Origin of the sequence: Pinirhizobacter sp., assembly GCF_036499745.1 — a bacterium.
Classification (GTDB): Bacteria; Pseudomonadota; Gammaproteobacteria; order Xanthomonadales; family Rhodanobacteraceae; genus Pinirhizobacter.
On record NZ_DASYDG010000030.1, the window covers coordinates 81,115 to 93,899 of the forward strand.

The following is a 12,785-nucleotide window of genomic DNA, read 5'->3' on the forward strand; positions in this document are numbered from 1 at the left end:
GGCAGTTCGTGGACCACCTGGCGTTGCTGCTGGGTACCCCGCTTACGCTAGCGGATGACGCACCTGCCCCTCCCCGCGCACCACGAAACGCTCGATCGTGAGCGACTCTGCACCCATCGGTCCATAGGCATGCAAACGGGTGGTGGAGATGCCGATCTCGGCGCCCAGGCCCAGCTCGCCGCCGTCGCTGAAGCGCGATGAGGCGTTGACCATCACCACGGCTGAGCGCAGGGCCGCGACGAAACGATTGGCCGTAGCGGCGTCACGCGTGGCGATCACCTCGGTGTGGTCGGAGCCGAAGCGACGGATGTGTGCAATGGCGTCGTCCAGGTTGTCGACCACACGCACCGCGATGATCAGATCAAGGAATTCGGCGGCGTAGTCGTCGTCGGTAGCGCCGGCCATGGCGGTGATGGCGCGTGATCGGTCGCAGCCTCGCCATTCAACCTGTGGCAACGCGGCCACGGCCCGGGGCAGGAACTGGCCGGCCACGTCGGCATGCACCAACAGCGTTTCCAGCGCATTGCATACGCCAGGCCGACTTGCCTTGCCGTCCACTAGCAGGCGCAGCGCAAGATCGAGGTCAGCGGCGCTGTCCACGTACAGGTGGCACACGCCCTTGTAGTGCTTGATTACCGGCACGCGGGCGTGCTCGGCGACGAAGCGGATCAGGCCTTCACCACCGCGGGGAATGGCAAGGTCGATGATGTCGGTGAGTTGTAGCAGCTGCACCATGGCTTCGCGGGAGAGGTCTTCTACTACGCTCACGGCGGCGCCGGGCACGCCATGGGCTTCCAGCGCCACGGCGATCGCACAGGCGATGGCCGCATTCGAATGCGCTGCTTCCGAGCCGCCCCGCAGCACCACGCCGTTGCCCGCCATCAGGCACAGCGCGGCGGCATCGGCGGTGACGTTGGGGCGGGCCTCGTAGATCATCGCGATGGTGCCAAGCGGTACGCGCACGCGCTCCACCACGATGCCGTTGGGCCGGGTCTCGCGGCGCGTCACTACGCCGACGGGGTCGGGCAACGTAGCCACTTCGCGGACGCCTTGGGCCATGGACTGTATGCGGGCGTCATCCAGGCGCAGGCGGTCCAGCATGGCCGCTGCCATGCCCCGAGCTTGCGCGGCTTCGGTGTCGAGCGCATTCGCTGCCAGTATGTCCGCGCTTGCAGCCACGAGCGTATCGGCCATGGCGTGCAACAGCCGGCGTCGCGCATCGCCGTCCAGCGCGGCGACCGCCGCCGAGGCATCCCGGCACGCCAATGCCTGTTCGCCGGCACTCTTCATGCGATCTCCTTCGCCATCACCATGTCGTCGCGATGCACCACGGATTCGCCATAGCTATAGCCGAGCACGCCGTCGATATCACGGGTATGCCGGCCGGCGATGCGACGGATGTCGGTGGCTGCGTACTGCGTGATCCCGCGGGCGATGCGCTGGCCATTGTGATGGATGTCCACCATGTCGCCACGGCTGAATTCCCCGCGCACCGAGGCAATGCCACCTGGCAGAAGCGAAGCACCGCGTCCACTGATCGCCGCGGCGGCGCCTGGGTCCACGTCGATGCCGCCTTCCACGGCAGGCGCGTGGCGCAGCCAGTATTTACGTGCCGCCAGGCGCCCGCCGGCAGCGTGCAGCCACGTGCCGCGGAACCGTTGCTGGGCCAACAGGCGAACGGTATCGGCGTCGCTGCCGTCGAAGAGGATGGTGGCGATGCCGGCGCTGGCCGCCTTCTGCGCCGCCTGCAGCTTGGTCACCATGCCGCCGGTACCCGCAGCCGACCCTGCATCGCCGGCCATGCGCAGGATGTCAACGGTGATCGCCGTCACGTCGTCCACCGGCTGTGCGCCCGGATCGCGCGGATGGTGGGAATACAGGCCACCGATGTCGGTGGCGATCAACAGCAGGTCGGCGTCCACCAGCGCGGCCACGGTGGCGGCCAGGTTGTCGTTGTCGCCGAGCTTCAATTCTTCCACTGCCACGGTGTCGTTCTCGTTCACTACCGGCAGTGCCCCGATGGCCAGCAGTTCGGTAAGCGTGGCGCGGGCGTTGAGATAGCGGCGTCGATTGCGCAGGTCGTCGTGGGTCAACAGCACCTGGGCCACCGGACGATCGAAGAAACGCTGCCACAGCGCCATCAACGGCGCCTGGCCAAGCGCCGCCAATGCCTGGCGCGCGGCCAGGGGCACGTGTTCGCCCACGGTCTTGCCAGCCACGACGCGACCTGCAGCTACGGCCCCGGAAGACACGATCACCACGTCGCGTCCCAGCGCATGGCAGGCGGAGACGAAATGGGCCAGGCCCAGCGCGTGCCTGGGCGTAAGGCCCCCGTCAGGTGCCGCCAGCAGGCTGCTGCCGACCTTCAGCACGGCGCGGCGCCAGGGTGGCAATGCGCGTTCGCTGAAGGCAGGTTTCATGGCCGCCTAGCCCGCCAGCGCGTCGAGGCGGGCTCGCAGTTCGTCCAGTCCCAACGCATGTCCCGCGCCGGGCGACACGCGCGCGGCGAGACTCGATTCAGGGCTCCTGCCCTCGCCTGCCGAAGCTGCGGTCTCTGCAGCAGCGCGGTAAGCATCGCGGAAAGGCACCCCGGCGGCGGCCTGCTCGATGGCGACGTCGGTGGCATACATCGCAGGTTCGATCGCCGCGCGCATGCGTTCGGCCTTCCATGTCATGCGGGCCAGCATGTCGGGCACGAGCTCCAGTGCAGATAGTCCATGGGTGAAACCGTGGAACAACGAGCCCTTGGAGAACTGCAGGTCGCGCTGGTAGCCCGAGGGCAGCGACAGCAACTGCTCGATCTCGGTGCGCGCCGCGGCCACGGTAGCGTAGCTGGCGCGCAGCAGCTCCACGACATCCGGGTTCCGCTTGTTGGGCATGATCGACGAGCCGGTGGTGTATTCCCCGGGAAGGGAGACGAAGTCGAACTCGGCCGTGGTGAAGAGCGAAAGGTCCCAGGCCAGGCGACGCAGGTCCAGTAGCGCGGATGTCATTGCCTCCAGTGCGGCCATCTCGAACTTGCCACGTGACAGCTGCGCATAGATCGGCGACACCTGCATGCGGCCGAAACCGAGCGCCGCGGTGGTGTACTGGCGATCAAGCGGCAGGTTCACGCCGTAGCCCGCCGCGGTGCCGAGCGGGTTGGCATCGATCCACGCAGCGGTGTCGCGCGCACGGGTGGCGTTGTCGATGAAGCCTTCGGCGAAACCGGCAAACCACATGGCGGTGGACGACACCACCGCCCGCTGCAGATGGGTGTAACCGGGCAGCGGCAGGCTCTCGGCGGCGGCACGGTCAAGACAGGTGCGGGCGATCGCCAGGTTGAGCGCCGCCAGGTGAGCGAGCTGATCCTTCAGCCAAAGCCGTGTTGCCACAAGGATCTGGTCGTTGCGGCTGCGTCCGGTGTGCACGCGCCGGCCCGCGTCGCCCAGGCGCTCGGTCAGCCGGGCTTCGATCGCCGAATGGCCGTCTTCGAAGCGATCATCCAGTACGAAGCCGCCGCTGCGGAAATCATCCGCCAGAAGGTCAAGCTCGCGCGCAATGGCGACAGCTTCCTCATCGCTGACCACGCCGATGCGGGCCAGGCCCTGTACGTGAGCCTGGCTGGCCTGGATATCGTGCAGGAAGAATTCACGGTCCAGCACGACATCGGCGCCGGCAAGGAATTTCATGATCCTCGCGTCCACCTTGCTGTCGGATTTTTGCCACAGGGGTTGGGCCATGGTGGCTAGTCCTTGGGAATGGCGGTGAACTCGTCGAACCCGAGTACCTGGTTTAAATTCTGCATGGCCTGGGTGGCCGCGCCTTTCAGGAGGTTATCCAGCGTTGCCACCACTACCACGCGCTTGCCGTCGTTGGACACGGTGAACCCGCCCACCTCGGCATGATGCTTATGGGCAATGCGGCTTACCCACGGCGCTTCATCGAGCACCTTCACCAAAGGCTCCCCGGCATAGCGCTGGCGGAAGCGCGTGGTGATGTCTTCGAGCTTCACCGGGCGCACCAGGTAGATATTGGTGGTGACGGTAAGCCCGCGGAAATGCGGCGCCACGTGAGGCAGGAATTCCACCGGCACGCCAAGGTGGCGGCTGGCTTCCCGTTCGTGCGTGTGGCCGGTGAGCGAGTACGGCATCAGGTTGTCGCGGAGTTTTTCCGGATCATTCTTGTCCGAAGGCGTCGTGCCGGCACCGGAATAGCCCGACACGCCGAAAGACACCGGCGGCGCCGCCAGGAGATCCTTCAGCGGCTCGATCGACAGCTGGATGGCCGTGGCATAACAACCGGGGTTGCTTACCTTCCTCTGGCCTCGCCAGCGCCCTCGGGTCAATTCCGGCAAGCCGTAATACCATGCCTCGTTGAAGCGGTAGTCGGCGGAGAGATCCACGATCACCGTGTCGGGCTTGGTCGCGTCCAGAGCCTCGACGTAGGGCGCCGCCTTGCCGTTGGGCAAGGCCAGCACCACGGCGTCGGCGCCTTTCGCCGCCACGCCTGCAGCATCCAGGCTCTCGTAGCGAAGTTCACCGGTAAAACCGTCGACGTGGTCGGCCACGCGCTGCCCAGCGAGCTCGCGCGAAGACACAAAGGCAAGTTCCATGCCCGGATGCGCCTGAACCAGGCGGATCAATTCCGCGCCCGTGTGCCCGCGGGCGCCGACGATGCCAATATGTTTTGCCGTCATGCTTCCACCAGGGTGGCAGGCCGCGTGGCGCAATGCGTCACGCAGCGTTCGATATCACCGAAATCCTGCATGCCATACCAGAACACCTTCCAGCGGTCCTGCTTGTAGCAGCCGTCGGATTCGGCGTAATAGAAATGATTGATGGCGTTGCCATGGCGCGAACGCCAGAACAGGCGGGGGTTTTCATCGCGCATCACCTGCCATACGGCACGCCCCAGGCCTTCACCCTGGGCATCGTCGAGCACAGCGAACTTGTCGAGGTAGGCATAGCCGTCTTCGTTGGTCAGGATCATCGCGGCGCGGTAGTTCTCGCTCACGTAGATGCGAAATGGCCTGGTGCGCTGGAAGTAGTCCTCCACTACCGCACGGCCGAAGCTCGACTCCACAAGGCTCCGCATGCGGTCAAGGTCCACGCCCTGCCACGATTCGAACTTCAGCACGCGCTCGCCACGACGCACGAGCGTGCCCGAGCCCTTGTGGGTGAACAGTTCCTTGGCCAGTTCCGAGGGCTGGGTGATCGACACGCTGGAGGTCAACGGCAGGCCATCGAGCAGATCCTTGATCTGCTCGATCTTCAGACGCATGCCCGAATGCAGCCAGGGTTGCTTCAGCAGCGCCTCGTACTCGGTGGAAAGGTTGATCGAGTCGATGATCCTGCCCTCGCCATCAAGCAGGCCTCCGGTGCCGGTAAGGAACACGATCTTGTAGGGCTGCAGCACGCGCACCAGCTCGTTGGCGGCGAAGTCGGCGTTGATATTAAGTATCTGCCCACTGTCGGTTTCGCCCAGGCTGGCGATCACCGGGATGGAGCCGGCGCGCAGGCTCGCCTCGATCGGCGCCAGGTTGATTTCGCGCACCTTGCCGACCAGTCCGTAGGTTTCCCGGTCAAGGAAGTCCGAGGCGAACACACCCGACGGCACCGAGGTGGCACGCGTGTCTGACTGCTGCAGCGCTTCCACCAGCCGCAGGTTCTGGGCCTGGAACACGCGGCGTACGATGGCCAAAGCCTCAGGCGAGGTAACGCGCAGGCCGCCGACGGTCTGTTTGACGATGCCCGCGGCTGCGAGTTCTTCGTCCAGCTGCGGGCCGGCACCGTGCAGCACGATGGGTGTCAGGCCTACCTGCTGCAGGAAGGCCAGCGATGAGGTGAGCGCGGGCAAGTCATCGCGCAGCACCGCGCCGCCGACCTTCACCACCGCGAAGCGACTGGCGTCGAGCTGCGAGAAGCGCTTCAGGTACTGCTGGATTTCCCGTGCGCTGCCCATGCTCGAGAGCAGGCGCACAATGGTTTTTCGCGTGTGCTTATGCGTTTCCACTGTCCACGATCCTGTAGATGGTGCGGGCGTAGTCTTCCAGTTGGGCAAGGGCGACCCACTCATTGGCGGTATGCGCCTGGGCGATGTCCCCGGGACCGTAGACGAACGAGATGAAGCCGGCCGCGGAGAAGAGCGCCGCTTCCGTCCAGAAGTCCACGGCGTTGCCCACGGGGATGCCTAGTTCATCGGCGATGTCGCGCGCAGCCAGGCGGCGGGCTTCGGCGGTGGCCGTGTCGCCGGCAGGAAGCGAATCGCCACGGAAGGTCTCGCCGTATTCCACGGGCTGGGGCTCGACCAGGGTGCGGAAGGTCTCAAGCATGCGGTCGGCATCCATCGACGGCAGGGGACGGAAACCGAAGCGGATGTCGCCGGTGGGGGCAATCATGTTGGCCTTGATGCCACCTTCGACCTTGCCGATGTTGAAACGCAGGCCCGTCAAGCCACCGAAGCGCTCGTGCGACTGTGCCTGCTGGAAATCCAGCGCGGCGGCTCCCCAGCGAATGGCCTGGTGCAAGGCACTGTCGGAAGGGCGCTGGTCGCCCGAGGCGTGCCCTGCCTGGCCCTTGAATCGCATCTGCACCGAGTGGATGCCACGGTGCGCCAGCACGGCCTCGCCGCGGGTGGGCTCGGCGACGATCACCGCTTCGTAACGGGGATGGGTTTTCAGGAAGCCGTCGATACAGCGTGCATCGTTGGCTTCTTCATCCGTGGACAGCAGGATAGCCATGTCGCCCTTCGATGCCTGGGCCACGGCCACCAAGGCCGCCGCGGCACCCTTGATGTCGCAGGCACCCAGACCGATGGCGCGGTCTTCGGTCACCGTCAAGGTGTGTGGGTCCTGAGTCCAGTGCGGCGAATCAGGCACGGTGTCCAGATGCACATTGAACAGGTACTTCGGGTTTCCCCGCGTGGCGAACAAGGTGACCGCGCCCGCGCCGTAGTCGGTCACCGAGACGTCGAAACCCTGCAGCTGGTCGCGCAGGTAGTCGAATATCCCGCCGGTGCCGATCTCGCGCGGCGGATTGCGCGTGTCATGGCTGACCAGCGCGCCCAGGTGCGCAAGCGTTGCCTTGAGCAGGGCCGCCCCGTCGATGGTGGGTTCAGCGGTACTCATCGGTTCACTTCAGCCCAGAGGGTAGAGCTCATGCCGAAGAGCTTGATGAAGCCTTCGGCCTCGGCCACGCCCCAGTCGGCCGACTGCGCATAGGTGGCACCCTTGGCGTTGAGGATATGCGGCGAGCGGATTTCCACGGCGGTCACCTGGGCACCTTCCGTGCGCAGCACCACTTCACCGGTCACGCAGGCCTGGCTGGAGGTGAGGTACGCTTCGAGATCCGTCTTGACCGGGTCGTGGAAGAAACCTTCGTACACCACTTCCACCCACTTGCGGGCGACCTCCGGCTTGAAGCGGTTCTGCTGCTTGGTCAGTACGGCTTCCTCCAGCGCGCGATGCGCGGCGAGAAGGCTGATCAGGCCCGGTGCTTCATACACGATGCGACCCTTCAGGCCGATCGTCGTGTCGCCGGTGTACATGCCACGGCCCACACCGTATGGGGCGAACAGCGCATTCAACTTTGCCAGCAGCCTGGCGCCGGGGAGTTTTTCCCCGTCGATGGAAACCGCCTCGCCCTTCTCGAAGCCGATCGTCACCTTCAGCGCTTCGGCAGGCCATTCGGCGCGCGGCTTGCACCAGCCACGGGCGCCCTCGCCCGGTTCCTTCCAGTGGTCGATTTCGCCGCCGGAAAGCGTGACGCCAAGCAGGTTCTCGTTGATGGTGTAGCTCTTCTGCTTGGCGCGCACTTCGAAGCCGCGTTCTTCCAGGTACGCCTGTTCGTAGGCACGCGTCTGCGTGTGTTCCTTCTGGATTTCGCGGATCGGGGCGACGATCTCGTAGTCGCCCAGTGCCTTCACGGCGAGGTCGAAGCGGACCTGGTCGTTACCCATGCCGGTACAGCCGTGGGCGATGGCGCGCGTGCCCAGTTCCTTCGCGCGGGCAATGGCCGCATCGACGATCAGGTAACGATCGGACACCAGCAGCGGGTACTGGCCCTGGTAGCCCTCGCCGGCGTGCACAAACGGCTTGACGAAGCCTTCCCAGATCGCCGGACCGCCATCGACGGTGCGGTGGCTGGCCACCTTGAGCTCCGCGGCGCGCTCTTCGATGAAAGCGCGTTCCTCGGCATCGACGCCGCCGGTATCGGCGAACACGGTGTGCACGGCCCAGCCACGCTCCTGCAGGTAAGGCACGCAGAAGCTGGTGTCGAGGCCGCCGGAGAAGGCGAGAACGATGTCTTTGCTCATGGGTAAGTATGTGTCCTGGGAATTTTGGTTCTTCAAACGTGGGAGGTCATGAGGTCGGCGAGTGCGGCGTCACCGGGTGCACCGCGCCGGCGCAGCCCGGCGACGACACCAGCACGGTTGGCCGGCGGATGGTTCTGGTTCAATTTGTATTTCGCCTCGACACGCTCGATGAGTATCTCGATGCCGCTGATCGCACCGAGCATTTTTTCAACGTGGTCGGCCGGCGCATCGTGCACGTGCCACGGGGCGGGTTCGCTGGCCTCGAAGCGGTCGGTTAGCCGTTCGAGCAAGCCGCGCAGCCAGGTTCTATCCTGCGTCACGCGCAGCCGCCCATGCACATGGGCCACGGCGTAATTCCAGGTGGGAACCTCGCGGCCGGTCTCGTGCTTGCTGGGGTACCAGTTCGGGCTGATATAGCCATCGGGCCCGTGGAAGATCGCCAGCACCGTGGCGCCGTCGAACGATGCCAATTCGTTGCCGCGGGCCACGTGGCCATGCAGGTTGCCATCCACCCACTCCATCGGCAGGTGGTTGACGACGGAGCCGCCATCGCCCTGCACGATCACCGTGGCGAACGGATGCGCACGCACCAGGGCGTGCACGACATCAGTGCGGCTTTCGGCGAAGGCGGCGGGCGTATACATACCGCCGTCAGTGCCCGGCCAGCAACGAGGCCATCACGGCCTTCTGCACGTGCAGGCGGTTCTCGGCCTCATCGATGGCAATGCAGGCGGGCGAATCCATCACTGCGTCCGTCGCCTTGACATTCCTGCGCAGCGGCAGGCAATGGCTGAACAGCCCGTCGTCGGTCAGCGCCATCTTTGCTTCGTCCACGATGAAATGCCTGTTGGCATCACGGATGGGTTTTTCTTCATCCCAACGGCCGAAGAACGGGATCGCGCCCCAGCTCTTGGCGTACACGACGTGCGCGCCGGTATAGGCCTCTTCGATGTCGTGCGACACGCGCAGCGAACCACCGTTGGCCTGGGCGTTCTCGCGGCCGTAGGCCATGTAGCGTTCGTCCAGGATGTAATCGGGTGTGGGACACAGCAGGGTGACGTCCATGCCCATCTTGGTGGCGATCAGCAGCGCCGAGTTCGCCACCGCCGTATTGAGCGGCTTGGGGTGGTAGGTCCAGGTGAGTACGTATTTCTTTTTCGAAAGATCACCCAGGTGCTCGCGCATGGCCATGGCGTGGGCCAGTTCCTGGCAAGGATGGGTGATGGTCTCCATGTTCACCACCGGCACCGTGGCATGCCTGGCGAACGCGGCGATCACCTTGTCTTTGCGGTCTTCGTTCCAGTCGATGAACTTCGGGAAGGCGCGCACGGCGATCATGTCCACGTAGCGCGAAAGCACGCGGGCAACCTCCGCGATGTGCTCTTCGGTATCGCCATCCATCACCGTGCCCACCTCGAACTCAATCGGCCAGGCATCCTTGCCCGGCGCGAGCACGATGGCGTGCCCGCCCAGCTGGAAGGCGCCCAGCTCGAAGCTGGTGCGGGTGCGCATGGAAGGGTTGAAGAACATCAGGGCGATGGACTTTCCCGCCATCTGCCGGCCTTGCTTGCTGCGCTTGAAGGCAGCCGCCTGGTCGAGCAGCGCGTCGATCTCGGCGCGGCTGTAATCCTGCGTGGTGAGAAAATGGCGGACGGTCATCTGAGGGTTCCAGGAAAGGTCAAAGCTCGGGACGAAAACAAAAAAACCCGGCGCGGTGGCCGGGTTTACTCATCGATACGCTTGGAACGCGTGCGACAGCCTACCCGGCGCCATGTCCGATCAGCGGTCGACGAGCACGCGAAGTCATCCCGGCTGCCATGCGGGCGCTGGTAAGGACTTCGGCGGTATAGACGGCTGCGGACATGGAAATTCCGGAAGGTGAACGGTAATCATGACCGGGTTTGGTGCGATGCGCAAGAAGAAAGAAGCCGCCCGGGGGCGGCTTCTTCTACCAGGGGTCAATCGGCCGGGGAGACCGAGACGCGGACCCGGAGGCGCTCGCCCGGGTCGTAGGCCAGCCGCGAGTTGTAGACCTCGCCGCGATAACGGTATTCGACGTCGTAACCCATGATGCGGCGCTGCTCGGATACGGCGCGTACATCGCGGCAGGTGGTCTGGGTACTGGTGTAGCTGCCATCCGGACCGCGGCTGGCGGCGTTGCCGACGGCGCCGCCGGCCACCGCGCCGGCTACCGTGGCAGCCTTGCGGCCGTCACCGTGGCCGATGGTGTTGCCCAGGACGCCACCGACCACGGCACCCAGGATGGTGCCCGCTGCGCTGCCGGTGCCACGGCTCTGGGTGGTGACTTGCTGGTCGTAGCATTCCTGGCGCGGGGTTTCGGTGCGTGCGATGCCGTAGACCGGATCCACGCGAAGCACGTCGGCCCAACCGAAATGCGCATTATCGACGTCGCCCGACGGCGGGGGTGGCGGTGGCGGACCGTAGCGGCCGTCCTGCGCGAAGACCCCCGTGGTCGCAAAGGCAAGCAACAGGGCGGGAAGGACGAAACGGGACATGCTAGCGGTCTCCGAAAAAAGGCGCAGGGCCTGCGCATGGCGGTATTTTCGTTGGTTCACGCTGAATCGACGCTTAGAATATGACCAGCCGACCGGCGCCTTGCTACCATGTCCGGCTGGCTTTGAAACCCGCCCGGAAGCGTCCATGCCGATTACCCTGCACAACACCCTCACCCGCCGTAACGAAGTGTTCGTCCCGGCCGACCCTGAACGGGTGACGATGTACCTGTGCGGCCCTACCGTGTATGACTACGTCCACATCGGCAACGCCCGCCCTGCCGTGGTGTTCGACGTGCTGGCGCGCCTGCTGCGCCGCCATTTCCCCAGGCTGGTATTCGCCCGCAACATCACCGACGTGGATGACAAGATCAATGCCGCCGCAGCGGCCGCCGGCGTTCCGATCGGGCAGATCACCGACCGTTTCACCGAAGCCTACCGCCAGGACATGGCCGCCCTGGGCGTGCTGCCGCCGGACATCGAACCCCGCGCCACCGCCCATATCGAACAAATCGTAGAAATGATCAGCCAACTGATCGACGGCGGCCACGCCTACGAGGCAGAGGGCCACGTGCTGTTCGACGTAGCATCCTACGAGGCCTACGGCGCACTTTCCGGCCGCGACCCGGACGACATGATCGCCGGCGCACGCGTCGAAGTAGCGCCCTACAAGAGGAACCCGGCCGATTTCGTACTGTGGAAGCCCTCCGACGCTACCTTGCCCGGCTGGGACAGCCCCTGGGGCCGCGGCCGCCCGGGCTGGCACATCGAGTGCTCGGCCATGAGCGCGGCGCACCTTGGCCAGACCATCGACATCCATGCCGGCGGCGTGGATCTGGTTTTCCCCCATCACGAGAACGAGGTGGCGCAGAGCACCTGCGCCCATGGCGGCCGCATCTTCGCCCGGTTCTGGCTACATAACGGCCTGCTGAACATGGAAGGCCGAAAGATGTCCAAGTCTCTGGGCAATGTGCTGGTGGTGCACGAACTGTTGAACATGCACCCGCCCGAGGCGTTGCGCCTGCTGCTGTTGCGCGGCCATTACCGCCAGCCGCTTGACTGGTCGCCCGCCACCATCGAGCAGGCCGTTCGTACCCTCGACAGCTGGTACGGAGTGCTGCGCGACCTGGCCGACATCGAGCCCATCGAATCGGCGATTCCCGACGCGGTGGAAGCCGCCCTGTGCGACGACCTCAACACGCCGCAAGCATTAGCGGAAATCGCCCACCTGGCGGATACCGCGCGCAAAGCACCGATCGGCGAACGCCCGGCGGCCAAGGGCACGCTGCTCGCCGCTGGCGCGGCGCTGGGGCTGCTGGGACAGGATCCAGAAGCATGGTTCAAGCGCGGAATCAGTGAGAATGTCGATGCCCACGCCGTGGAAACCCTTCTGCAACGTCGCCGCGAAGCCCGCTCCGCGCGCGACTGGGCCGGCGCCGATGCCATCCGAGATGAGCTTTCGGCGATGGGCGTGACCATCGAGGATGGCCCGCAAGGCACACGCTGGAGCATGGCCAAATGAACGTCCCACGGGAAAACGCCCCGCACGAACCCACGGCAGCTGAAGCCCAGGCCGCCATCGTCGAGGAGTTCGCCTTCTTCAGCGACTGGAGTGAGCGGTACCAGTACCTGATCGACCTCGGCCGCCAGTTGCCACGCTTCCCCGAAGAGCTCAAGACAGAGCAATTCCGGGTGCACGGATGCCAGTCGATGGTGTGGCTGGTGCCCTCGGGCGATGCCGCGCGCATGACCTTCCAGGCCACCAGCGACTCAGCCATCGTGTCCGGCCTGATCGCCCTGATCCTGCGCGTGTACTCTGGGCGTTCGGCGGCGGAGATCGTGTCCACGGAACCGGATTACATCCAGCAGATCGGCCTGGCCAAGCATTTGTCGCCGACCCGGAGCAATGGCCTTGCCGCCATGCTGGCGCGGCTGAAGGCCTACGCCGCCGCCACGGCAGCCTGAAAAAAAACCCCG

Annotated in this window: 12 protein-coding genes; 2 read left to right on the forward strand and 10 right to left on the reverse strand. The window is 65.3% G+C overall.

From position 1 onward, the window contains the following. Positions 1 to 42 precede the first annotated feature (42 nt). The 10 genes from VGM61_RS10580 to VGM61_RS10625 all read right to left on the reverse strand — a co-directional run bounded on the left by VGM61_RS10580 (position 43) and on the right by VGM61_RS10625 (position 10,811). Positions 43 to 1,290 (reverse strand): glutamate-5-semialdehyde dehydrogenase, encoded by a 1,248-nt coding sequence (locus VGM61_RS10580; RefSeq protein WP_331522771.1) that lies wholly within the window; start codon positions 1,288 to 1,290, stop codon positions 43 to 45. Continuing rightward, the gene (gene proB / locus VGM61_RS10585) at positions 1,287 to 2,420 is read right to left on the reverse strand and encodes a glutamate 5-kinase (RefSeq protein ID WP_331522772.1); all 1,134 of its coding nucleotides are present in this window, start codon (positions 2,418 to 2,420) and stop codon (positions 1,287 to 1,289) included. The genes VGM61_RS10580 and proB overlap by 4 nt, the downstream gene beginning before the upstream one ends. Positions 2,421 to 2,426: 6 nt before the next feature. Next, positions 2,427 to 3,722: an argininosuccinate lyase gene (gene argH / locus VGM61_RS10590; protein WP_331522773.1), complete on the reverse strand. Its 1,296-nt coding sequence runs from the start codon at positions 3,720 to 3,722 to the stop codon at positions 2,427 to 2,429. Between the two features lie 5 nt (positions 3,723 to 3,727). Beyond that, positions 3,728 to 4,678 (reverse strand): N-acetyl-gamma-glutamyl-phosphate reductase, encoded by a 951-nt coding sequence (argC, locus tag VGM61_RS10595; protein WP_331522774.1) that lies wholly within the window; start codon positions 4,676 to 4,678, stop codon positions 3,728 to 3,730. Next, the gene (locus VGM61_RS10600; protein ID WP_414694861.1) at positions 4,675 to 5,943 is read right to left on the reverse strand and encodes an acetylglutamate kinase; all 1,269 of its coding nucleotides are present in this window, start codon (positions 5,941 to 5,943) and stop codon (positions 4,675 to 4,677) included. The genes argC and VGM61_RS10600 overlap by 4 nt, the downstream gene beginning before the upstream one ends. 37 nt (positions 5,944 to 5,980) lie before the next feature. Next, positions 5,981 to 7,108 (reverse strand): acetylornithine deacetylase, encoded by a 1,128-nt coding sequence (locus tag VGM61_RS10605; protein WP_331522776.1) that lies wholly within the window; start codon positions 7,106 to 7,108, stop codon positions 5,981 to 5,983. Beyond that, on the reverse strand, positions 7,105 to 8,295 hold the full coding sequence (locus tag VGM61_RS10610) for an argininosuccinate synthase (RefSeq protein ID WP_331522777.1): 1,191 nt from the start codon (positions 8,293 to 8,295) through the stop codon (positions 7,105 to 7,107). The genes VGM61_RS10605 and VGM61_RS10610 overlap by 4 nt, the downstream gene beginning before the upstream one ends. A 32-nt stretch (positions 8,296 to 8,327) precedes the next feature. Further along, positions 8,328 to 8,939, reverse strand: coding sequence for an FMN-binding negative transcriptional regulator (locus tag VGM61_RS10615; RefSeq protein ID WP_331522778.1), 612 nt, complete (start codon positions 8,937 to 8,939; stop codon positions 8,328 to 8,330). A 7-nt stretch (positions 8,940 to 8,946) separates the two neighbouring features. Next, positions 8,947 to 9,954, reverse strand: a complete 1,008-nt coding sequence (locus VGM61_RS10620; RefSeq protein WP_331522779.1) for an N-acetylornithine carbamoyltransferase — start codon at positions 9,952 to 9,954, stop codon at positions 8,947 to 8,949. A gap of 299 nt (positions 9,955 to 10,253) precedes the next feature. Further along, the gene (locus VGM61_RS10625) at positions 10,254 to 10,811 is read right to left on the reverse strand and encodes a glycine zipper 2TM domain-containing protein (RefSeq protein ID WP_331522780.1); all 558 of its coding nucleotides are present in this window, start codon (positions 10,809 to 10,811) and stop codon (positions 10,254 to 10,256) included. 145 nt (positions 10,812 to 10,956) lie between these two features. Between VGM61_RS10625 and cysS the strand changes: the two genes are divergently transcribed. Together cysS and VGM61_RS10635 are read left to right on the forward strand one after the other, a co-directional pair. Next, the gene (cysS, locus tag VGM61_RS10630) at positions 10,957 to 12,330 is read left to right on the forward strand and encodes a cysteine--tRNA ligase (protein WP_331522781.1); all 1,374 of its coding nucleotides are present in this window, start codon (positions 10,957 to 10,959) and stop codon (positions 12,328 to 12,330) included. Next, complete coding sequence (locus VGM61_RS10635) at positions 12,327 to 12,773, forward strand: SufE family protein (protein WP_331522783.1); 447 nt, start codon at positions 12,327 to 12,329, stop codon at positions 12,771 to 12,773. Before cysS ends, VGM61_RS10635 begins: the two co-directional genes overlap by 4 nt. Positions 12,774 to 12,785 lie beyond the last annotated feature (12 nt).

Bases quoted from the DNA above. Each gene is read 5' to 3' on its own strand.
- proB (WP_331522772.1), bottom strand. From the start codon at position 2,420: ATGAAACCTGCCTTCAGCGAACGCGCATTGCCACCCTGGCGCCGCGCC.
- VGM61_RS10600 (WP_414694861.1), bottom strand. From the start codon at position 5,943: ATGGGCAGCGCACGGGAAATCCAGCAGTACCTGAAGCGCTTCTCGCAG.
- VGM61_RS10635 (WP_331522783.1), top strand. From the start codon at position 12,327: ATGAACGTCCCACGGGAAAACGCCCCGCACGAACCCACGGCAGCTGAA.
- argH (WP_331522773.1), bottom strand. From the start codon at position 3,722: ATGGCCCAACCCCTGTGGCAAAAATCCGACAGCAAGGTGGACGCGAGG.
- VGM61_RS10620 (WP_331522779.1), bottom strand. From the start codon at position 9,954: ATGACCGTCCGCCATTTTCTCACCACGCAGGATTACAGCCGCGCCGAG.
- VGM61_RS10605 (WP_331522776.1), bottom strand. From the start codon at position 7,108: ATGAGTACCGCTGAACCCACCATCGACGGGGCGGCCCTGCTCAAGGCA.
- VGM61_RS10610 (WP_331522777.1), bottom strand. From the start codon at position 8,295: ATGAGCAAAGACATCGTTCTCGCCTTCTCCGGCGGCCTCGACACCAGC.
- cysS (WP_331522781.1), top strand. From the start codon at position 10,957: ATGCCGATTACCCTGCACAACACCCTCACCCGCCGTAACGAAGTGTTC.
- VGM61_RS10580 (WP_331522771.1), bottom strand. From the start codon at position 1,290: ATGAAGAGTGCCGGCGAACAGGCATTGGCGTGCCGGGATGCCTCGGCG.
- VGM61_RS10625 (WP_331522780.1), bottom strand. From the start codon at position 10,811: ATGTCCCGTTTCGTCCTTCCCGCCCTGTTGCTTGCCTTTGCGACCACG.
- argC (WP_331522774.1), bottom strand. From the start codon at position 4,678: ATGACGGCAAAACATATTGGCATCGTCGGCGCCCGCGGGCACACGGGC.
- VGM61_RS10615 (WP_331522778.1), bottom strand. From the start codon at position 8,939: ATGTATACGCCCGCCGCCTTCGCCGAAAGCCGCACTGATGTCGTGCAC.